At 70.8% G+C, this 20,570-nt stretch carries 22 protein-coding genes and 1 tRNA gene; 10 read left to right on the forward strand and 13 right to left on the reverse strand.

Going from position 1 to position 20,570, the window contains the following annotated elements; genetic code table 11:
- Positions 1 to 11: 11 nt before the first annotated feature.
- A complete protein-coding gene (locus IEZ13_RS41955; protein ID WP_183225967.1) occupies positions 12 to 2,753 on the forward strand; it encodes an FG-GAP-like repeat-containing protein in 2,742 nt (913 codons plus the stop codon).
- Here IEZ13_RS41955 and IEZ13_RS41960 read toward each other — a convergent pair.
- Genes IEZ13_RS41960 through IEZ13_RS41985 form a run of 6 tightly spaced genes read right to left on the reverse strand, consistent with a single transcriptional unit; the run spans position 2,741 to position 8,296 of the window.
- Positions 2,741 to 4,276 carry a SpoIIE family protein phosphatase gene (locus IEZ13_RS41960; protein WP_183225968.1) on the reverse strand — a complete coding sequence of 512 codons (1,536 nt, stop codon included), beginning with the start codon at positions 4,274 to 4,276 and terminating at the stop codon, positions 2,741 to 2,743. The genes IEZ13_RS41955 and IEZ13_RS41960 overlap by 13 nt on opposite strands.
- Positions 4,273 to 5,616, reverse strand: a complete 1,344-nt coding sequence (locus IEZ13_RS41965) for a sensor histidine kinase (RefSeq protein WP_183225969.1) — start codon at positions 5,614 to 5,616, stop codon at positions 4,273 to 4,275. Before IEZ13_RS41965 ends, IEZ13_RS41960 begins: the two co-directional genes overlap by 4 nt.
- Entirely contained in the window at positions 5,613 to 6,644 is a 1,032-nt protein-coding gene (locus IEZ13_RS41970) for a SpoIIE family protein phosphatase (protein ID WP_183225970.1), read from the reverse strand. Before IEZ13_RS41970 ends, IEZ13_RS41965 begins: the two co-directional genes overlap by 4 nt.
- On the reverse strand, positions 6,641 to 7,045 hold the full coding sequence (locus IEZ13_RS41975) for an ATP-binding protein (RefSeq protein ID WP_183225971.1): 405 nt from the start codon (positions 7,043 to 7,045) through the stop codon (positions 6,641 to 6,643). Before IEZ13_RS41975 ends, IEZ13_RS41970 begins: the two co-directional genes overlap by 4 nt.
- Positions 7,042 to 7,455, reverse strand: a complete 414-nt coding sequence (locus IEZ13_RS41980) for an STAS domain-containing protein (RefSeq protein ID WP_183225972.1) — start codon at positions 7,453 to 7,455, stop codon at positions 7,042 to 7,044. Before IEZ13_RS41980 ends, IEZ13_RS41975 begins: the two co-directional genes overlap by 4 nt.
- Before the next feature lies 1 nt (position 7,456).
- A complete protein-coding gene (locus IEZ13_RS41985) occupies positions 7,457 to 8,296 on the reverse strand; it encodes an STAS domain-containing protein (RefSeq protein ID WP_183225973.1) in 840 nt (279 codons plus the stop codon).
- Positions 8,297 to 8,460: 164 nt separating this feature from the next.
- Between IEZ13_RS41985 and IEZ13_RS41990 the strand changes: the two genes are divergently transcribed.
- The 3 genes from IEZ13_RS41990 to IEZ13_RS42000 all read left to right on the forward strand — a co-directional run bounded on the left by IEZ13_RS41990 (position 8,461) and on the right by IEZ13_RS42000 (position 9,647).
- Positions 8,461 to 8,814: an STAS domain-containing protein gene (locus IEZ13_RS41990; protein ID WP_183225974.1), complete on the forward strand. Its 354-nt coding sequence runs from the start codon at positions 8,461 to 8,463 to the stop codon at positions 8,812 to 8,814.
- Positions 8,815 to 8,899: 85 nt separating this feature from the next.
- Positions 8,900 to 9,349, forward strand: a complete 450-nt coding sequence (mscL, locus tag IEZ13_RS41995) for a large conductance mechanosensitive channel protein MscL (protein WP_183226010.1) — start codon at positions 8,900 to 8,902, stop codon at positions 9,347 to 9,349.
- 64 nt (positions 9,350 to 9,413) lie between these two features.
- Positions 9,414 to 9,647, forward strand: a complete 234-nt coding sequence (locus tag IEZ13_RS42000; protein ID WP_183225975.1) for a hypothetical protein — start codon at positions 9,414 to 9,416, stop codon at positions 9,645 to 9,647.
- Here IEZ13_RS42000 and IEZ13_RS42005 read toward each other — a convergent pair whose 3' ends face one another.
- Both IEZ13_RS42005 and IEZ13_RS42010 read right to left on the reverse strand, forming a co-directional pair.
- Entirely contained in the window at positions 9,648 to 10,412 is a 765-nt protein-coding gene (locus IEZ13_RS42005; protein WP_183225976.1) for a zf-HC2 domain-containing protein, read from the reverse strand.
- Positions 10,413 to 10,454: 42 nt separating this feature from the next.
- Positions 10,455 to 11,051, reverse strand: coding sequence for a CGNR zinc finger domain-containing protein (locus IEZ13_RS42010; RefSeq protein ID WP_183225977.1), 597 nt, complete (start codon positions 11,049 to 11,051; stop codon positions 10,455 to 10,457).
- A gap of 111 nt (positions 11,052 to 11,162) precedes the next feature.
- Here IEZ13_RS42010 and IEZ13_RS42015 point away from each other — a divergent pair, with 111 nt between their 5' ends.
- Positions 11,163 to 11,948, forward strand: a complete 786-nt coding sequence (locus tag IEZ13_RS42015; RefSeq protein WP_203834032.1) for a L,D-transpeptidase family protein — start codon at positions 11,163 to 11,165, stop codon at positions 11,946 to 11,948.
- Here IEZ13_RS42015 and IEZ13_RS42020 read toward each other — a convergent pair.
- The 5 genes from IEZ13_RS42020 to IEZ13_RS42040 all read right to left on the reverse strand — a co-directional run bounded on the left by IEZ13_RS42020 (position 11,942) and on the right by IEZ13_RS42040 (position 14,699).
- Positions 11,942 to 12,382 carry a hypothetical protein gene (locus tag IEZ13_RS42020; protein ID WP_183225978.1) on the reverse strand — a complete coding sequence of 147 codons (441 nt, stop codon included), beginning with the start codon at positions 12,380 to 12,382 and terminating at the stop codon, positions 11,942 to 11,944. The two genes, IEZ13_RS42015 and IEZ13_RS42020, sit on opposite strands and share 7 nt — an antisense overlap.
- A 180-nt stretch (positions 12,383 to 12,562) precedes the next feature.
- A complete protein-coding gene (locus IEZ13_RS42025; RefSeq protein WP_203834033.1) occupies positions 12,563 to 13,105 on the reverse strand; it encodes a hypothetical protein in 543 nt (180 codons plus the stop codon).
- A 119-nt stretch (positions 13,106 to 13,224) separates the two neighbouring features.
- Positions 13,225 to 13,620 carry a hypothetical protein gene (locus IEZ13_RS42030; RefSeq protein WP_183225979.1) on the reverse strand — a complete coding sequence of 132 codons (396 nt, stop codon included), beginning with the start codon at positions 13,618 to 13,620 and terminating at the stop codon, positions 13,225 to 13,227.
- A gap of 231 nt (positions 13,621 to 13,851) precedes the next feature.
- Positions 13,852 to 13,923 (reverse strand) — tRNA-Lys (locus IEZ13_RS42035).
- A 569-nt stretch (positions 13,924 to 14,492) separates the two neighbouring features.
- Positions 14,493 to 14,699 carry a DUF397 domain-containing protein gene (locus IEZ13_RS42040; RefSeq protein WP_183225980.1) on the reverse strand — a complete coding sequence of 69 codons (207 nt, stop codon included), beginning with the start codon at positions 14,697 to 14,699 and terminating at the stop codon, positions 14,493 to 14,495.
- A 382-nt stretch (positions 14,700 to 15,081) separates the two neighbouring features.
- Here IEZ13_RS42040 and IEZ13_RS42045 point away from each other — a divergent pair, with 382 nt between their 5' ends.
- From IEZ13_RS42045 to IEZ13_RS42065, 5 genes are all read left to right on the forward strand, one after another.
- On the forward strand, positions 15,082 to 16,248 hold the full coding sequence (locus IEZ13_RS42045; protein ID WP_203834034.1) for a sensor histidine kinase: 1,167 nt from the start codon (positions 15,082 to 15,084) through the stop codon (positions 16,246 to 16,248).
- Entirely contained in the window at positions 16,245 to 16,904 is a 660-nt protein-coding gene (locus IEZ13_RS42050) for a response regulator (RefSeq protein ID WP_183225982.1), read from the forward strand. The genes IEZ13_RS42045 and IEZ13_RS42050 overlap by 4 nt, the downstream gene beginning before the upstream one ends.
- 82 nt (positions 16,905 to 16,986) lie before the next feature.
- A complete protein-coding gene (locus IEZ13_RS42055) occupies positions 16,987 to 17,388 on the forward strand; it encodes a hypothetical protein (RefSeq protein ID WP_183225983.1) in 402 nt (133 codons plus the stop codon).
- Positions 17,388 to 18,080 (forward strand): ABC transporter ATP-binding protein, encoded by a 693-nt coding sequence (locus IEZ13_RS42060; protein WP_183225984.1) that lies wholly within the window; start codon positions 17,388 to 17,390, stop codon positions 18,078 to 18,080. Before IEZ13_RS42055 ends, IEZ13_RS42060 begins: the two co-directional genes overlap by 1 nt.
- Entirely contained in the window at positions 18,077 to 20,563 is a 2,487-nt protein-coding gene (locus IEZ13_RS42065; RefSeq protein ID WP_183225985.1) for an ABC transporter permease, read from the forward strand. Before IEZ13_RS42060 ends, IEZ13_RS42065 begins: the two co-directional genes overlap by 4 nt.
- Positions 20,564 to 20,570: the final 7 nt, after the last annotated feature.

The following is a 20,570-nucleotide window of genomic DNA, read 5'->3' on the forward strand; positions in this document are numbered from 1 at the left end:
GGTGGAGCCAGGTGTCCGCAGCGGGCGGCGACAGCGTCCGGCTCTCCGGGGACCTGACGGAACACGCCGTGGCCGGCACCATCACGGTGCTGGATCTGAGCACCCGGTCCTGGTCGCACCCGGCCCTGCCGGCCGGCGACACGATCCTGAACCTCTTCGGCGACACTCTGCTGGTCCGGCCGGCTGGGGCGACCGCGACGCTGGAGCTTCGGAGAGCGGCCGAGGACGGCACATGGCGCACGGTGCCGATGTCGGGTCTGCCGGACGGCGCGATCCCGGTCAGCCGGGCTCCCTGGGGGGTCGACGCGACCGGCGCGGAGATCACCTTCCGGCTTCCGGCGGGCGGCGTCGGTCATGGCCTTCTCGATCTGCGTACCGGGCGGGTCTCCCCGATCCCGGCGGTGCCGGGCATCGTCCAGACCTTCCTCTCGGAGACCCATGTCGGGTACCGGGTCAGCGGTGCGGTGCTCACCTTCGCCCGGTCGGCGATCGTCGACGGCACCGCGACCACCCCGGTCACCATCCCGATCCCGGCGCAGAACGTGCCGACCGCCGGCACCTTCCTGGTCGGCGGCGACGTCCTGATCCGGCCGACCGTTTCCGGCGCCGTCCCCGCGCCGGTGACGCGCTACGCGGCGGACACGGCGCCGCGGCAGGTCCTGGCCGATAGCCAGACTCCCGACTTCTACTCCGCCACCTGGAGCGGGGCCGGTGTCCTGATGGTCGGCGGCGCCGGACCACGGGACTGGGCGGTACACCGATTCACCGCGGCCGCGTCGGGGCCGGTCCTCCCGGTCGCCCGGCCGGCCGTCAGCGCCGGCCTCACCCTCAGCCGTGGAACGGTCCGGCAGGTCACCGCGGTCGGCCGGTTCGCCGAGACCCCACGGTTCGACCTCACCAGTCACTCGATGCTCACCGGCTCCAGCCAGACGACCTCCCTGACCGGCGCGCACGCCTGCGTCGAGGACACCGCCTGCATACGGACCGTGGACGGCAGCGCCCACGGCACCGCCTACCTCACCGGTGGCGCCGCCTCGACCGTCGTCCGGTACCAGGATCAAGTGAACTCCAGCAAGCCGTCGGTCCTGCTGGAAGCGGGCGGCGGCACGATCGTCGACGCCTCTTACGGCTGGACCGTCGTCAACACGACGACGCCGGCCCGGCAGTACATCTTCGCGCCCGGCGCCTCGACCCGGCCCTCCTTTCGCGCGGTCACCGGCGCCGCGCTCTGGCAGGACACCCTGTGGACGGCCACACCCGGCCGCCTGGAGCCGAAGAACCTGGTCACGAACGCCGCCGGAACCGCGGTGAGCACCGGATCGCCCTGTACCGCCACCGAGGTCCAGGCCACCCACCGCTACCTCTACTGGGCGTGCGGCACGGACGGGCCGGCCGGCGTCCACGACCTGGCCCGCAAGGTGACGATCCCGGTGCCCGCGGACCGGTACCTGCTCGGCGACGGGTTCCTGGCCCGGCACGACGCCGGCACCGGAGACCTGCTGCGCTACGACCTGACCGGCGGCTCCCTCGGTGACCCGGCGGTGCTCGGCACGTTCGCCCGGGGCCCGGTGCCGGACGACCGGAACATCGGCTGGGCGGTCGACCGGTACAGCGGCCACGTCGCATACGCGGACAGCGCTCACGCCGTACACGTGGTCGATCCGGGGGTGGCCCGGTCAGCTCCGGTCGGGACCCACAACAACCACAGCTGGTTGTTGGAGTTCGGCAGCGGGCGGTCTCTGCCGATCTTCGCCCTGAACCGGCCGGTTTCGGCGTGGAAGGTGACCATCACGCAGCTCGGCACGGGTGCCGTGGTGGCCACCCGTACCGGCGGCTCCGCCGTCAGCAACGTCGTCTTCGACTGGGACGGCCTGCTCCCGAATCGGAAGCGTGCGGTCAGCGGCGTCTACCTGGCCACGCTCACGGCCACGGCCGACGGGCGTACGGTAACCGCAGGCTCGGCGCGGTTCAGCCTGTGGGGCGGCGCCCCGAAGCTGCACAGCTACGAGCGCGGGGGCGAATCCGCGATCCTCGGGGTGAAGAAGTCGGGCGAGGGGCACTGGCTGATCGACCAGGTCGGCCGGGACGCTCTCTGGGACAACGGCTACACCGAGCACTGGACCGGGGTCTCCGCGATCGTCCCGTTCGGTGACGTGAACCAGGACTACAACAACGATCTCCTGGTCCGCCGCACCAACGGGACCCTCTACGCCCACCTCGGCATCGGCCAGTCACACTTCGGCGGCCGGCAGGCCGTCCGGATCGGCACCGGCTGGAACCAGTACGACCTGCTGCTGACCTCCGGGGACCTGACCGGCGACGGGATCGCCGACCTGCTGGCCCGCAACCGCAAGACCGGCTACCTGTACCGCTTCAACGGCACCGGCCGGAAGTCCTTCAGCCGGCCGGTACGGGTTCCGGGCTCGTACCGGACGTACGCCCGGCTGATCGGCCCCGGCGATCTCAACGGTGACGGGCGCGCCGATCTGCTGTCCATCGACCGGAAGGGCGTCCTCTACGTCCAGTTCGGCACCGGCGCGGGCGCGTTCGGGGCCCGGAAGAAGCTCGCTTCGGGCATGGGCGGCTACAACGCGGTGATCGGCGCGGGCGACCTCAACGAGGACGGCCGCAACGACCTGGTGGTCCGGGACCGGGCCGGGGTGCTCTACCGCCACCTCGGCACAGGCCGGGGCACGTTCGGTGGCCGCCAGAAGATCGGCAGCGGCTACCAGCGTTTCGCCTACCTGTTCTGACGGCGGACCGCGACGACGGCGATGTCGTCCGCCTGCTCCTTGGCTCCGGTGAGCTGGGTGAGCAGGCGGCGGCAGAAGGCGCCGAGGTCCGGCTCGACCTCGGCGGCCGCGGCGGCCAGCGCCCCCAGGCCCTCGTCGATGTCGGCGTCGCGGCGTTCGATCAGGCCGTCGGTGTAGAGCACCAGCGTGCCGCCGGGCGGCAGGGTCAGCTCCAGTTCCTCCCGGCGGGGCGCGCCGATGCCGAGCAGCGGACCGCGCGGCTGGAGGAACTCGACCCGGCCGTCGATGTGCAGCAGCGGCGGCAGGTGCCCGGCGCCGGCCATCCGGATCCGGCCGGTCCCCGGTTCCAGGGTGAGTAGGCAGAGGGTGGCCGAGTCGGCCGGCAGCACGGTTCGCATGAACCGGTTGACCAGCTCCAGCACCGCCCCGGGGGAGTGCCCCTCGACGGCGTACGCCCGGACCGCGTGCCGGATCTCGGCCATCACCGTGGCGGCGTGCAGCGAGTGCCCGGCCACGTCACCGATCGCCACCAGCAGCCGGTCGTTCAGCACGGTCAGCTCGTAGAAGTCGCCGCCCACCTCGGTCTGCGCGCCGGCCGGCTCGTAGAGGACGCCCAGGTCCAGGCCGGGCACCTCGGGCAGTCGCGCCTGGAGGAGGCTGCGCTGGAGGGTGACCGCGATCCGGTGCTCCTCGTCGAAGGAGCGCTGCGCCTCGACGGCGGCCGCGACCGCCTGGGAGAGCTGGCGGAGCACCGGCGAGCCGGCGGTCTGCGAGCTCCCCGGCGCGGCGACGTAGACCGGTGGCCGGTCGATACGCAGGCGGGCGGCGGCCACCGTGACCGTCTCACCGGGCGGCCACTCGGCCACCTCCCAGTCGCCCGGGTCGTCGGTGCGCAGCAGTGATCCGACGGCGACGCGGTGACCGGGGACGGCCCACCGGCGTACCGATGCGGGTTTGCCGACCGCGGCCAGGCTCTCGCCCTCGGAGGTCTCCGCCACCACCACGACCGGACCGCCGAAGATGTCGCAGGCGCCCTCGGCGGCGGCGGCCAGCAGGGCGGGCAGAGTGGGCGCCGAGTTGATCGCCAGGGTGGTCTCGGCGAGGCGGAGCGACCGTTCGGCGAGCAGTTCGGCACGCTGCCGGGCGCGGTAGTAGCGGAGCACAGCCTGCGCGGTGGCGATCAGCTCGTCCGGTTCGATCGGTTCGACCAGGTACGCGTCCGCGCCCCGGTTCAGTCCCTGGGTCCGGTCGTTGACGTCGACGGCGTGCGCGGACACGTGGATCACCGGCAGTACGCCGTACCGGTGATCGGTCTTGATCTTCTCGCAGACGTCGAAGCCGCTCATGTCCGGCAGTTTCACGTCCAGGACGACCAGGTCGACCTCGACCTCGAGCAGACGGGTCAGGGCCTCGCCGCCGGTCTCCGCCTCGAGCACCGTGAACCCGGCCCGGGTGAGCCAGCTGACCAGCAGGTAGCGCTTGGTCGCGCTATCGTCGACGACGAGAACCGTGGCAGCGATCATGACGCGGTCGGCAGCCGGAGGGTGAACACGCTGCCCGTGCCCGGGGTGGAGTCGACCCGCAGGCCGCCGCCGAGGATGCCGGCCAGCCGCCGGGCGTAGGGCAGGCCCAGGCCGGTGCCCTTGCCGCTCACCGGTTTGCTGCCGGGCACCTGGTAGAACTCCTCGAAGATGCGTTCGTGCAGCTCAGGCGGGATGCCGGTGCCAGTGTCGGCGACGACGAACTCGATGTCCGAGCCGGCCGGGGCGACGCTGAGCCGCACCGATCCGGACTCGGTGAACTTGAGCGCGTTGGTAAGCAGGTTGCGCAGCACCTGGGCGAGCAGCACCTCGTCGGAGCGCAATGCCGGCACGGCCGGCTCCTCGACCACGAAGTCGACCTCGGGCCGGGTGGCGAGCGGCCGCAACGTGCCGCGCAGCTGCCCGAACATCGCCTTGAGATCCACCTCGGACCAGTGCGGCTCGATCCGGCCGGCCTCCGCCTTCGCCAGATCGAGCAGGCCGTTGACCAGGGTCAGCAGATCGCTGGCCGAGGTACGGATCAGGTCCACCTGACGGTGCTGCTCCCCGGTGAGCTCGTCCGAGCCGGAGTCGGTGAGCAGCCGGCCCAGGCCGATGATCGCGGTGACCGGGGCGCGCAGCTCGTGGCTCACGTTGGCCAGGAAGCGGCTCTTCGCCTCGCTGGCGGCCCGCAGTTGCGCCGACTTCTCGTCGAGTTCGGCGTAGAGGGCGACGACCCCGCGGTTGGTCTCCTCCAGCTCCTGGGAGAGCTGGTTGTAGAGGGCCATCACGCCGCGGTTGGTCTCCTCCAGCTCGGCGTTGAGCCGGGCCAGGTCGTCGCGTTGCGCACGCACCTCGTCGAGGGCGGCGATGAGCTGCTGATTCTGTACGGCCAGCTCGTCCAGGGGGGTGCCGGGAACGTGCTGGGACAGCCCGGCGCGTATCTCGCTCATACGCTCGGGCGTCAGCAGGGGAGCGCCCGGCGGCAACCGCCGGGACATCCGGACGACCGTCTCGCTCTCACCCTCGTCCACCTCCAACGTGTCGACCAGCCGGCCGATCTGCTGCAACTGCCCGGCGACCCGGACCGCCGCACCGGCGCCCGGATGTGCCATCGTCACCAGCAGCGAAGGTACCCCGATCGCCGGAACGGTGAACGTCACCTCGGCGTGCAGGCCCACGGCGAGCAGCACCCGGGCCACCTCACTGAGGGCGGTGGCCACCCGGGTCTGGTCCTGGGACTCCAGCCCGACCGTCCGGGCCACCTCCCGGCCCAGTTGCCGTACCACGAAGATGTCCTGCTCGACCCGCAGGCGCATGCGCATCAGCGGCTCGGAAGTCATGGGAGTCGCGCCACCAGTACGCCGGCATCGTCCCGCCGGACCCCGGCGTCCCGCAACACGGTCGCCGCGATCACCTCGGGGGTGTGGGTCAGCAGGCCCGGGTAGTCGGCGGCGTTCCAGCGGTCGACCACGCCGTCGGTGTGCATCAGCACGACCGCGCCGGGGGCGAGCGGGTAGTCGAACTCCCGCACCTGGCGGCGCTGATGCCCGGCGATGCCCGGCATCGAGACCATGCCGCGCCGGCCGCCGTCCGGCGCCAGCACGGTGCCGGAGATGTTGCCGAGGCCCGCGTAACGGACCACCCCGGCCGACGGGTCCGGCTCGGCGACGGCGAGCGCGGCGCCGCGGGTGTGCCCGAGGCTACGGTGCAGCGCCTCCACCACCTGGGCGGGCGGCACGGCCGGCGCCTTCCGGAAGGCCCGGACCGCCTCGTGCGTGGCGGCCGCGGCCAGGCCACCGTGGCCGAGCCCGTCAGAGAGCAGCAGTTGCCGGCGGCCGTCGACCTCGCGGATCGCGTACCCGTCCCCGCTGACCGTTTGACCGGTGAGCGGCCGGGTCAGCCCCGCGGCCCAGTTCGGCTCCGGGAGCCCGTCCGGCCACACTTGGACGGCCAGCACGGTCCCCCGGCCCGGCACCGAGTGCAGGTCCCACCGGCTGGCCTGGCGCGAGATCGCACCGAGCCCTATCCCCAGGGTCCCGGCCGTGGAGTGCCCGTCGCCGATCGCCCGCGCCACGTCGGCCATCCCGGGGCCGCTGTCGACAACGATCAGCTCGACGCCGGCGTGTTCCGCGGTCCGCACCGTCCGCACCAGGACGGCGCCCTGGTCGGCGTGCTTGACCAGGTTGCCGGCCGCCTCGGCGGCGACGATGGCGAGATCGGCGACACGGTTCTCCGGCATGTCCAGGCTGGCGGCGAGACGCTCCGCGGCCCGGCGTACGGCCGAGGCCGTACCGGATTCCTCCACCCGGAACCAGACCCCCTCGTCGAGGAGCCCTTCGGGTACGGACGCCACCGTGCCTCCACTCATCGGCACCACTTGACGACCGTGATGGTAGTTCCCTTACCCGGCTCGGTATCGATCTCGAACTCGTCGACCAGCCGCCGGGCGCCGCTGAGCCCCAGACCGAGGCCGCCGCCGGTCGTGTACCCGTCGGTGAGCGCCAGATCCAGGTCGGCGATGCCGGGCCCCTGGTCGGCGAAGACGATCCTGATCCCGGCCCGCCGGTCGTTGTGCACCCGGCTCACCTCGGCCTCGCCGCCGCCACCGTAGACCAGGGTGTTGCGGGCCAGCTCACTCGCGGCCGTGACCAGCTTGGTCTGGTCCACCAGGGACAGCTTCACCGCCACCGCGACGGTACGCACCAGCTGCCGGACCCGGACCACGTCCTGGTCGGTGACGACCGGTAGGCGCTGGACGTCGTCGTTCACGGTGTGGGTTCCGCAACCTGATCCGTGTCGTCCTCGTCGCCGAGCAGGTCGATGTCCTCGTCCTGGCGGGCCAGCATGGCGATGCCCAGATCGACGTTGAGGGCGGTCCGGATGCCGGGCAGCGACAGACCCAGCTCGACGAGGGTGATCGCCACCGCCGGGCGCATCCCGACCACGACGGTCTCGGCGTCCAGCACCCGGGAGACCGAGGCGATGGTGGCCAGCGTGCGCCCCACGAACGAGTCGACGATGTCGAGCGCGCTGATGTCGATGATCACACCGCGGACACCGGTCGCCACGATCCGCTCGGCCAGGTCCTCCTGGAGTTGCAGGGCGACCTGGTCCTCCATGTCGATCTGGATGGAGACCAGGAGGATCTCACCGATCTTCAGAACCGGCACGCGCTCCATGTCAGCGCACCGGCCGCTTGCCGGTCTTACCGAGGACGTAGCGCAGCGCGTCGGCCAGCGAGGCCTTGGTCGCGATGTCGCCGAACTCGATGCCGAGCGCCACGATGGTCTGCGCGATCTGCGGCCGGATGCCGGAGATGATGCAGTCGGCCCCCATCAGGCGGGCGGCCACCACGGTCTTGAGGATGTGCTGGGCGACCTGGGTGTCGACGGCCGGCACACCGGTGATGTCGATGATCGCGTACGGCGAGCCGGTGTCCACCAGCGTCTGGAGCAGCCGCTCCATCACCACCTGGGCGCGGGCCGAGTCGAGGGTGCCGACCAGCGGGACGGCCACCACGCCCTCCCACAGCTTCACCACCGGGGTGGACAGCTCCAGCAGCTGCTCGGCCTGGTCGGAGATGAGCGCCTCACGGACCCGTACGTAGCTGTCGAAGGTGAACAGCGCCGCCCGGTCCACGAAGGCGGAGAACGCCACGTAGTCCCGCAGGGTGGCCGCGTCCTCGGCGTCGCCGAGCACGTGGAGCGTCGCCTCCTTGAGCGCGAAGACGCTGATCGCCGTCTCGGTGGCGCTGAAACCCTGCCGGGCCCGGTGACTGGACAGCTCGCTGAGCTGGGCGCGCAACTCGGCGGCCGCCTCGTCGTTCACGTCGGAGGCACCGCCCGCCAGGGCCTGCTGGAAGGCGCTCCGCAGATCGCGGGTCTGCCGCAGCAGCTCGGCACCACTCAGCCGGCCGCGCAGGCCGGCGCCGGCCAGCTCACTCCAGCGTGCGGCGAGCGACTCCGCATTGCTTTCCAGCAGTACGGCGAAGCGGCTCGCCTCGTCCGGACTCAGCGGCATCGCTGTCTCCCTACCACACGATCTGAGCGCAACGGCCGGACTTTACCATCAGAAAGTTCGTTAGTTGCTGTAAGCCAAGTAACGGACCGGGGTCGAAGGGCGGTCCTGTTCTGCGCGCCCCGGGGGACCTGGAGTACCGTTCAGCAATAACTGGAGGTCGGCGAATGTCCTTGACGGTAACAACGGAACAGCGCGGCGACATGGTGGTCGTGTCGGTCGCCGGTGAGCTCGACATGGCGACCGCCCCCCAGCTCCAGGATCAGATCAGTGATCTGCTGGAGAAGGGCCGGACCCGCCTGGTCTTCGACCTCGCCGAGGTGTCGTTCTGCGACTCCACCGGGCTGTCGGTCTTCGTCCGCGCCAAGAACAGCACCGACGACGCCGGCGGGACGGTCCGGCTGGCCGCGCCGCAGCGTGGGGTGCTGCGCATCCTCGAGGTGAGCGGGCTGGTCGAGGTGCTGCACACCTACCCCACGGTGGATCAGGCGGTCACCGCCGAGGAGCCCGCGCTCGACTGACACACGGTCGGCGTAGTTTGTCGTCGACCGGTGGCGGGCACCCCGTTGCCGGATTGAAACCGGCCCCCCAGGAGTGCCCGTGAAAATGTTCCAAGGCTTCAAAGACTTCATCATGCGCGGCAACGTCGTCGACCTGGCGGTCGGCGTCGTCATCGGCGCCGCCTTCACCGCTGTGGTCACCAGCTTCACCAAGTCGTTCCTGGAGCCGCTCATCAAGTGGATCTCCGGCGGCAAGGGGGAGCTGGCGGGGTCGGTCTCCCCCGCCGACGGCGTCGAGTTCACCTACGCGGCGTTCCTGAACGCCCTCATCACCTTCCTGCTGACCGCCGCGGTCCTCTACTTCCTCGTGGTCATGCCGCTGAACAGGCTGGCCGAGCGCCGCCGCCGGGGCGAGGAGCCCCCGCCGAAGGCCCCCAGCGAGGAGGTCAAGCTGCTCACCGAGATCCGTGACGCGCTGCTGCGCGGCCAGGGTCACCAGGTGGCCAACAGCGCCCTGGACGAGGTGCTCGGACGCCGCCCGGAGCCGCCGCGCTGACGCAGGCGGGAAAAAGATCCGCCCTTCCGGCACTGTTCGAACAGATGTTCGATACAGTGCCGGGATGGAGCAGCGTAAGCACTGGTGGAACGGCAAGTGGGGCCGGATAGCCCGCAAGGACGTCTACTTACGGACCAGCGGTGATCAGTGGTATGTCGAACAGCGCGCCGGCGGTTCCGAGGGCACCTCACACTTCTTCGAGTACGACAGCGAGGACGCGGCCCTCGACATGGTCCGCGCTCTGCTGACCGGCCCCGACGAGTGGCGTGAGCTGTCGGTCCGCCCGTCGGCCCGCTGATCAGGCCGCCCGGTGGTCGTCCCGGTGGCGCGCGGTGAGCGGCCCCCGTGGCGACGGCAGCAGCCGCAGCCCAGGCCGGGGCGCGTCCTCGTCGGCGGGACTCTCGAAACGCCAGCCCGAGCCGGCTCGCGCCCCGGGCGGTTGACCAGCGCCGCCCACACCCCGCGACAGCGCCACCACCAGCAGATATCCGGCGATCACGAATCCGTGGCCGACAAGCCTGGCGATGTCCACCCGCCCGCCGGTGAGGTCGTTGACCGAGAGCAGCAGCAGCATCGCGACGAAGGCGGTCAGCATCGGCACCAGACCGGTCGGCCGGGTCCGTCGCAGGGCGATGAAGAGGTAACCGGCACCCACCGCGACGTTCCAGGCCGCCGACTCGTGCCACAGGTGGCCCGGCGTCGCGCTCAGGCCGGTGTGCGCGTGCGCCGCGCTCGCGCCACCGCCGACCTGGGTCAGCCCCAGGATCAGTTGCACCGTGCCGACCAGCGCCAGGGCGATGTAGAGCAGCGCCGCCACCGGCAGCCGGCGGCGCCGTGGCGGGGCGGCCCGCTGCGGCAGCGCGGCCAGGATCGCGGCGCTGAGGTCGGGCACCGGGGGCACCGGGGCGGTCCGGGTCAGCCGGTTGACCACCGCGGCCCGGTCCAGCCAGTCCCGGCAGCCGGCACACCCGGCCAGGTGCTCGTCGACCAACGGGCGCAGCGCCGGGTCGTCCTCACCGTCCAGCTGCGCGGAGAGCATCTCGCGCCACCGCTCACATGCCATGACCTGATAGTCGCCCCGAATCGCTGCGAAGTTCCCGTGGGATCAATGATGTTCCTGGCCGAGCAGGCGCCGCCGCTCCCGGAAGGCCCGCAGGTTGGCCGTGTTGCCACAGGTGCTGACGTCGTGCCAGACCCCGCTGTTGTTGCGTGAGGTGTCGAAGAAGGCGGCCCGGCACGCCGCGTTGTTGCAGAGCTTGAGCCGCGGCCACATCCCGGCCTGCTGGGCGGACAGCGCCTCGGCCCACAGCGCCGACGCCAGCCAGCGGACACCCCGGCCGGTCGGCACCACCCGCACCCAGCCGGTCCCGTCCGGCACCAGGCTGACCTGGACGTCGGCCGGCGGCAGAGCGCTGTCCGGCTCCGGGCTCGCCCCGGCCAGCACCACGTGCTCGAAGGCGGTCCGCAGGCGGCGCAACGACCGCAGATCGGCCGCGGAGAGCAGCAGCGTCGGCGCCGACAGGCCGGAGGTGTGCGACCAGATCGTGAGGGTGTCGGTCACCCACCACTGGGCGTCCTCGGTGGCGGCCAGCAGATCCTGGGCGTAGGACATCGCGGCCCGCGTGTTCAGCAGCTCCTGGACGAGCGCGAAACCGCCGGGCGCCTCTCGTACACCATGTCGTGCGCTGGCCTTCCATGACATAGACAAAGGGTACTCGGCTCTTTTTTCACATTTACCGCGCCGCCACCCGGGCGGGTGGACGAACGCCATTGACCGGTGGACGTTCGTGAATGTGTCCCTAGACTGGGTCCCGTGCGCAGAGCCCTGTCGATGACGCTCGCCGCCACCGCGGCCCTGACGTTCGCGGCCGGCTGCGACACGGATTCACCGACCGCCGCCCCCACCACCACGGCGCCCGCGCCGACCACTCCGTCCGTCACACCGTCGGTCGCGCCCAGCGTCTCCACTCCGGCCACGCCCTCGCCCAGCACCGCCGTACCCCGGAAGAAGTTGAAACGAGGTGCCGAAGGCGCCGAGGTCCTGGCGTTGCAGCAGCGCCTCACCGAGCTCGGTTACTGGATCGGGAAGACCGACGGGAAGTTCGGCGGCACCACCCAGCAGGCGGTCTACGCGCTACAGAAGGCCGCCGGCATCGGCCGGGACGGCAGCGTCGGCCCGAAAACCTGGAAGGCATTGAATCGAGGGGTACGCCCGAAGCCGCGCTCCACCAGCGGGGACCTCGTCGAGATCGACCTCAAACGGCAGCTGTTGATGCTGGTCGACGACGGTCAGGTCACCCAGACCTTCAACACGTCGACCGGCTCGATGGAGTACTACGAGCAGGAGGGCCAGACCTACCTGGCCGACACTCCGCGCGGAAAATTCACGGTGGGCCGCCAGATCGACGGCTGGCGCCACGCCCCGCTCGGGCTGCTCTGGCGGCCGAAGTACTTCAACGGCGGCATCGCCGTCCACGGCGCCCCGAGCGTGCCGCCCTACCCGGCCTCGCACGGCTGCGCGCGCGTCTCGATCGACGCGATGAACTGGATGTGGAAGAACGACGCGATCCCGCTGAAGACCAGGGTCTGGGTCTACTGAACCGTCTCGTAACGCCGCAGCCGGCGCCGCGGCCCGGGGATCACCGGCGCGTAACCGGGCGGCCAGGCGGCCCCGTACATCTCCGCGCAGAGCACCACGCTCAGCCACGGCACCCACGGCCCGCTGATCTCGACCGTGCCGCTCCCGCGCGTCTCCAGCGCGAGCGCCCAGTCGTCCTGCCGCGGCCGCAGCCGGGTCACCGACCGTAGCTGGTACTCCTCGGTGCCCAGGATCAGTCGCCGGTTGGTGACGACCGCGAGCCGCCGGCCCGCACCGGTCACATCCACGGGAAACCATCCGTACTGCTTCTCGCCGACCATCAGGGGAATCGTGGGCTTCACCGCCGCCGGCCGCCCGCCCCGCTCGACGAAACCGGTCAACATGGTCATCGACCGGTAGCCGGCGAGAAGCTGTCCAGGGTCGTACTCCGACAAATCAATCTCCGATCCGGATGGCCACCCGGTGTGGCCCCCGACAAACCCTGGCATGCCGGGCCCCTCACGGACAGCGAATACACCCCCACGGTGGGTCCGAAATTTCCGACGTTCCCGGTTAACCCGACCGAGTCAACGGTTCTTGAAGTAGGTGAAGGTGCGCTTCCCTGGCAGGTGACATCAGTGCGGCTTGAGGACGATCTGCAAGACGATGACGATCAACCCGATCAATCCACCTGCCAGCGAGCCGAGTAGCAGCTTCGCCCCTCGCAGCCCGGCACGGTGGCAGGCGAAGGCCGACAGAAGCATCAGGGTGACCATCCCCGTGACCTCGGCCACCGCCCAATCGACTTCGGCGTCGATCGATACTGCTCGACCGATGACCAGGACCACCAGCGGAGGCACGGCAGCGAGCAGCACGGGCACCTGCCGGCGGACGATGTCCACCCACTCCGCTCGCGTGAGCGCGCGCTGATGGGCGGCATGCTCATGCAACGCCTCCGAGAAGACGTGAGCCACGCACACTGCCAGCACCGGGGAAGCGACCACGGCCACGGCGCCCAGCAACGACAGCTGCGCCCACCCCTCGAAGGCGGCCAGGACTGACATCACAACAACTGTCGCGTAGGTCAATCGCTCGAGATCCAGCGTCATACCACCGACGCGGACCGAATGCGGTTCACGACTCGTCACGATCTCCAGACTCGCACCGGTCAGCGGCACATCACCGATGTTCGCGTTCCGTCTCACCCAACCCGGCCAGGGGACTTGAACGGTTGCCGCCGAACGGCCATGCATCACAGCCTGGACCGTTACTTGCTTCGACGCCCCCACCGCAACTTTCAGTTCGGCGCCTGAGCGGCCCGCTCGGCACGCTCGCTACGACGAACCATCAGCGTCGTCTCCACCACGAACGTGATGATCGTCAGCGTGCATCCGACGATCAGAGCGAGCAGCCCGATCACCATGATCACCGTGCCGGGCCCGTCGTCGAGAGAGGCGATCCGCGCGGACAGATCCCCCGGTCCACCCGGGCAGTATCCCTCGAGGCACGAGGGCTGCGACGGCCTCAACAGCTCAATCAGTCCGAGCACGATGACAGCGAAGGCCCCGGGCGGGGTGAGCCCGGCAAACCACAGCCGCGCACGGCGGCTCGCCCACCACAGGCCCATCCAGGCCACAACGAGCAACTCCGGAAGAACCCAGCACCACCAGGGCAAGTCGAAGAAGAAGAACAAGCCGGCTACCACCTCTACGATGACCCGACCCGCTCACGGCCGGCGCCGCGCTCGCGCGCCGCGTCGATCACTGAACCGCTGCTGTACGACCCGGAAACGGAACTGGTCAGCCTCGGGAGCCCCGGGCTGACCAGTCTGTCGACGACGCCTGAAAACTGACCCTTTCTGGACGCGTTGGTTCTAGGGCGAAAAGGGGTCAGTTTTCGGGCGTCCTTGACACAGTCGTAACAGTGGGCCGCCAGGGACTCGAACCCTGAACCTATGGATTAAAAGTCCACAGCTCTGCCATTGAGCTAGCAGCCCGCAGCAGACAGAGTACCGGCGTACGACCTTGAGGCCTACCGGGATACCCCAAAGCACGTGTTTTCGCAGTTCAAGGCCATTATCCATGTGTCCCGGACGTGCGTTGATCCATCGCTGTTCAGCGTCTTACGGACTTGGCGGGCCATGGGCGTGTGACCGCGGAGCGGCTTCGGAGCGACCGCGCGGCGCTGGTGGAGTCCTTCCCTGAGCATCTCACGGCGACGGCCGAACTGGTCGGGGCGGGCGCATAGAAGGGCCCGGCCCGCGCAGCGCGTCATTGAGCTGCACGGACCGGGCCGATTTAGCAGCGCAAGCCCTCCCGGGAACGCAGGGCCGTCGCTACCGGTCACCTACTGTCGGTCGAACTCTGCGGTCTTGGCGCACCGCGCCGCTACGCGGTGGCAGAACGCCGTCAACCCCGCGTTGGCTGCGGCCAGTAGCGCCATTCCGGCGGCGTGACCGTCGTATTGGCTGCCAGGGGCCAGCGCATATGCGGTCGCACTGATGACGCCATACACGCAGGCCGTTGCGGTGAGCGCCATCCAGAACCGCCAGGCGTTTGCCATGGCTTACGCCGGGAGGTCGAACTCGCCGGCCTTGGCCCCGTCCACGAAGGCGGTCCACTCGTCATGGGTGTACCGGTTCTTCGGCCCGTCCGGGTCCTGGCTGTGGCCCACGGCGACGCCGCCGGACGGCAGGTGCTGGACCGTGACGCAGTGGCCGGCCGATCCGGACTTCGAGGACTTGAAGGGCTGGCCGTTGTTGAGCAGTTCCATCTCGTTCTCCTTCTCCTGGTGTGGCGAAATACGGGGTTCCGGTACGCGGCGCCGCCACATCACGCCGCGCCGGAGTTCGGGAGGGGGTGGGCTGCTTCGTAAGCCGTGATGGCGGCACGCAACTCCTCGGGCGTGCGGCCGAACGCCTGGTGTACCCATACGGCGCCGTCGATCAAGAGGGCTGACCAGGCCGCCCCTGGAGATGTGCGGGGCGGGTGGTACCACGCCACCCATGCCGGGTGAGCAACGTCGATGGCAAGGCACGTCCGGTCCGCCTGAGAAGGCCAGGCCATCAGGTCCGCCCAGAGCGGCCGGGCCAGGCGGCGCAGACCGAACAGCCGACGCCGCCTGGTCAGCTCGTGGCGCCGTCTATGGTGGCGGGGTGTTTGGTCGGTGGGCCCCGCAGCTGGGCATCCTGTGGGATCTCATCATCGCGACGGTGGTGGCGACCGTCGCCGTGCAGTACCGCGGCCACTCGATATGGGACGCGGTCATCGGGGTCAGCATGGCGGCGGCCCTCATCCTCCGGCGCTACGCGCCGGTGCGGGTCTTCACGGTGGTCACGGTCCTCGCCTCGGTGCAGGTGCTGTTGGCTTCGGCGGTTCCGGCGGCGTACGACGTGGCGTTGCTCGTGGCGATGCTGGCGGTGGTGACCCACGCCCGTGACCAGCGGGCGGTGCACCTGTCCGGTGTGGTGGTCGCGTTCGGTGTGGTCGTCGTCGCCCTGGTGCGGATCGACGACTCGTGGTCGGGTTCCGTGTTCGACTACCCGTACCTGGCCGAGCATGTCGCGGTCCTGGCCGGCTGCGGCGCGCTGTGGCTGTTCGCCTACGTGTTGCGGGCGAACCGGGAGCGCGGTGTGGTGCTGGCCGAGCGGGCGGCGACCGCGGAGCGGGAACGCGACCATCTGGCCCGGCTGGCCGCCGCGGACGAGCGGGCGTTCATCGCCCGGGAACTGCACGACGTGGTGGCGCACAGCCTTGCGGTGATGATCGCGCAGACCGACGGGGCCCGCTACGTGATCGACACGGACACCGAGCGGGCGCGCGAGGCGATGCGCACGGTCGCGGACACCGGCCGGGAGGCTCTGAACGACATGCACCGGATTGTGGCGGTGCTGCGCGGCGCCGGTGGCGAGGAGGATCCGGAGGACCGTCGGCGGAGAGGTCTCGGGCAGCTCGGCACCGTGGTGGAACGGGCGCGGTCGGCGGGCCTCGATGTGGAGACGCGGTTCAACGGTGACGTCGGGAGGCTGTCCGCGGCCGACGAGCTGACCGTGTTCCGGATCGTGCAGGAGTCGCTGACGAACGTGTTGCGGCACGCCGGAACGGGCACGCGGGTGGTGGTGACGTTGTCCGTGGATCGGGGCCGTGCGGTGCTGGAGGTCGGCGACGACGGCGCGCTGGGGTCGATGACCAGCGGCGGCGGCAACGGTCTGCTTGGGATGCGCGAGCGGGTGGCGGTGCACGGCGGTGAGTTCTCCGCGGGGCCGGGCGCGGACGGCGGTTGGCTGGTCCGTGCCATGATCCCGGTCAAGGAGGCGGTATGAGCATTCGGGTCCTGATCGTCGACGATCAGGCGCTGGTACGGGCCGGGTTCGCGATGGTGCTGTCCGCGCAGGCCGACATGGAGGTGGTGAGCGAGGCCGGTGACGGCGCGGAGGCTCTCTCGCTGCTCGTCCGGGTGCCGGCGGACGTGGTGCTGATGGACATCCGGATGCCGGTGATGGACGGGGTGGAGGCGACCCGGCGGATCTGCGCCGGGCCGGACGGGCCGCGTGTGCTGGTGCTGACCACTTTCGACACCGACGAGGACGCGTTCGCCGCGTTGCAGGCCGGGGCGAGTGGGTTCCTGCTGAAGAACGCGCCGCCGGAGCAGCTGCTCGCGGCGATCCGGGTTGTCGCGGCGGGTGAGTCGGTGGTGGCGCCCCGGGTGACCCGGGCGCTGCTGGATCGGTTCGCGGGTCAGCTGACCCTGCCGGGGCGCGCCGACGAGCGGCTGGCCATGCTGACCGAACGGGAACGGGAGGTCCTGGAGCTGGTCGCGGCCGGGCTGTCGAACGTGGAGATCGCCGGCCGGCTTTTCGTCGCGGAGGGCACGGTGAAGACTCATTTCGGGCGAATATTGGCGAAACTGGAACTTCGTGACCGGGTGCAGGCCGTGGTGTTCGCGTATGAGATCGGCCTGGTCAAGCCGGGCGTGTAATACCTGAGTCGTACACCGGGCCCTGCCGGATCAGATCTGGCGTCAATGTGCCGGGCGCGCCCCACGCCGCAGAATGGCGGCCGTGAACAGCAAACACGTCACTTTCGGGATTCTGACCGCGATCATCCTGGCCGGTGTCGGCTTCGGCGTGAACTACCTGTGGGACAAGCGATTCGGCCCGACGGCCGCGTCCAGCACCGACTGCGCCCTCGCCCAGGAACTGATCGACAAGGCGCAGACGCCACCCTCCGACGCCACCGAGGCCGAAAGCTGGGAGCAGCAGATCCGGCAGGTCCGCTACACACGGTTCGAGAACGACGGGATCAGCACCGAGGTCGGCCGGTACGTGTACTGGTCGCGGGTCAAAGCGACCGGCGCCGCCGAGCGGCCGCGGGCCGGTGAACTCGACGAGATCACCGAGCTGGCCGTCGGCCACTGTGAGGACAGCGGCGTGGACCTGCGCATTCCGAAGCTCGCCTTCTGATGGCAGCCGTCACCGCCACCGACCTGGTCAAGGTCTACGGCACCGGCGACCGTGCGGTTCGTGCCCTCGACGGGGTGTCGGCCACCTTCGCCCGCGGCCGGTTCACCGCGATCATGGGGCCGTCCGGATCCGGAAAGTCGACCTTCATGCACTGCCTTGCCGGGCTCGACACCGTCACCAGCGGCCGGATCACGATCGGCGACACCGAACTCACCGGCCTGTCCGACAAGGCGTTGACCGCCGTGCGCCGGGACCAGATCGGGTTCGTCTTTCAGGCGTTCAACCTTCTGCCACAGCTCACCGCTCGGCAGAACATCACTCTCCCGGCCGAGCTGGCCGGCCGGGCCGTGGACCGCGACCTGTTCGACCACGTCGTCGGCGTCCTCGGCATCGGCGACCGGCTCGGGCACCGCCCCTGCGAGCTGTCCGGCGGCCAGCAACAGCGCGTCGCCCTGGCCCGGGCCTTGAGCACCCGGCCGGAGGTCATCTTCGCCGACGAGCCGACCGGCAACCTCGACTCGCGGTCCGGGGCCGAGGTGCTCGGCTTCCTGCGCGATTCGGTGCACCGGCTCGGCCAGACCGTCGTCATGGTCACCCACGACCCCGACGCCGCCGGATACGCCGACCGGGTGCTGACGCTCGCCGACGGCCGCATCGTGAAGGACACCGCACTCCAGGACATCGCCCGATGACCGCGAGCGTCTTGCGCACTCAGCTCAGCGGGGTGTCGCGCCGTCCCGGGCGGCTACTGACGACCGGGCTGTCGGTGCTGGTGGCAGCGTTCGTGGTGTTCGGCACGGTGCTCGCGTACGTGATCGTCACGCGGACAACGCTCGACACGTTCAGCGAGACGCCGGAGGCCGTCAGCCTGGTGGTGTACGCGGCCGGCGGCGAGCCGCTGAATCCGGAGCAGGTCGCCGAGGTCCGTGGCACGGCCGGGGTACGGCAGGCGGCGGGCCGGGTGACCGCGACGTTCACGGTCGGCGACGCCTCGTCCGGCAACGAGCTGGAGCTGATCGCCGACCCGGGCTCCGGGCCCCTGTCGCGCATCACGCTGCTCTCCGGCGGCTACCCGCGCAGCGACCGGGAGATCGCGATGGACCGGCGGGCCGCCGCACGGCTCGGCACGACCGTGGGCGGCACGCTACGGCTGCACACCGGAGACCGCAGCGGAAAGCCCGTGACGGTGACCGTGACGGGTGTGGTCGACGGGCCACGGGACGCCGCCGAGCGGGCGTACGCGCATGACGAGGCCGTCGCGAGGATCAGCGGGAACCCGGGGTTCCCGCGGGTCGACGTGCTTGCCGCGGACGGCGCGGACGTGCAGTCGATGATGAACGGGTGGTCCGAGCGGCTGCTGCACGATCCTCGGGCGTACATCAGCGTCACCACCGGCGAGGCCATGCGGGTCCGGGAGGCACACGACGCCGTACGCCAGCTCGATCAAGTCTTCGCCCTGGTGGCGATGTTCGTAGCGATCGCGGTGGTGGCCGCGGCACTGGTGGCCACGTCGACGTTCCGGATCGTGTTCGCGCAGCGTCTGCGGCAGTTGGCGCTGCTGCGGACGATTGGCGCCCAGCGCAATCAGCTGATCCTGGCACTGGCCGTCGAGGGCGCTGTGACGGGCCTGGTCACCGGGGCGGTCGGCGTCGTTCTTGCCCAGCTCGCTGGGCTGGCCGCCCCTGCGGTGGCCGCGGCTTCCGGCCGTACGCTGACCGGTCCTGGTGTGCCGCTTGTCGCGGCCGTCGCCGTGGTGGCCGGCGCCGGACTGCTGACCGCGGGCGCCGTTCTCGCCCCGGCCTTCGCCGCGGCCGGTGTCGCCCCGCTGCAGGCCCTGCGAGCCGCGAGCACGCTGGCCGCCGAACGGGGTGTCGCCGCGCCACGGCTGGTGGCGGGCCTGCTGCTGGTCGCGGCGACTGGCGGCCTGGGGTGGCGGACCGCCGGCCGGATGGGTTCGTCCGACGCGCTGATACATCTCGTCGGTGTCGGCGCGCTCGGGTTCGGTGCGCTGATCGTGCTCGGGCCGGTGTTGATCCGCCCGATCCTGGCGGTGGCCGGGTGGCCGCTGCGGCGGCTCGGCTCAACGGGCAACCTCGCGGTCAGCGGCATCGGGGGTACGCCCCGACGTGCCGCGGCGGTATCGGTGGTGGTGGCGCTGGGTGTGACCATGCTGGCCGGCACCGTCGTCGGGATCAGCAGTCTGCGGTTGTGGACGGACCGGGAGATGGCCGCCCGTACCCCGGCCGACCTCGCCATGTTCGCCGAGTCACCGGACGGGTTGGACGAGGTGATGGCGGGCGTGCGCGCCGACCCGCGGTTCCGGGACGTCACCCCGTTCCGGATGGCGGATTTCACCGCGCTTTCCGGGAATTTCTCGCACGGCGCCATCGCGATCGACATGGCGGCGATGCCGGCTCTGCGGAGACTGGAGGCGGCCACCGGAAACATCGCGGCGCTCGGCCCGGGGACGGTGATCCTGTCGGCGGTCGCCGCCTCCGACTTCGGCGCCCGGGTCGGTGACGTGGTGACGCTGCGATCGGACGGTGCGGCCCGCGTCGAGGTGGTGGCGATCCTGACCGGGGACGCTCCGCTGCGGATGGGAGCGGTGCTGACCAGCGCGGACCTGGATGCTCTCGGCAACTCGTCGGCCGGTTTCCTCGCCGACGTCGCCACCGGGACCCGGAACGAGGCCCTGGCCGAGTTCCGGCGCCTGAGCGGCCCGGCCGGCGCGGAGGTGGCAGTGCTCGCCGACGAACGGGACAAGGCCGACGGCGAGGTGTCGTCGCTGTTCGCGGCGGCGCTGGGCCTACTCGGACTGACCGTGCTGATCGCCGTGGTCGGTGTCGGCACCACGACCGGGTTGTCGGTGCTGGAGCGCACCCAGGAGTTCGGGCTGGCCCGGGCGCTCGGTCTGACCAGGGCCCGGCTGCGGATGATGGTCGGGTTGGAGGCCGGACTGTACGGCCTGATCGGGGCGGTCCTCGGCGTCGTGCTGGGCGTGCCGATGGCCTGGCTCACCCTGGAGTCGCTGCGCCTGGACCTGCCGCTGACGTTCCCGGTCGGTTGGCTCACCACGATCGTGGTGGCAATCGCCGGGATCACCGTGCTGGCGGGACTGCTGCCGGCCCGGCGGGCGGCGAGGGTCAGCCCGGTGGCGGCCCTGGCGATCGACTGACCGTCCC

This window comes from Actinoplanes campanulatus (genome assembly GCF_014647795.1).
GTDB lineage: Bacteria > Actinomycetota > Actinomycetes > Mycobacteriales > Micromonosporaceae > Actinoplanes > Actinoplanes campanulatus.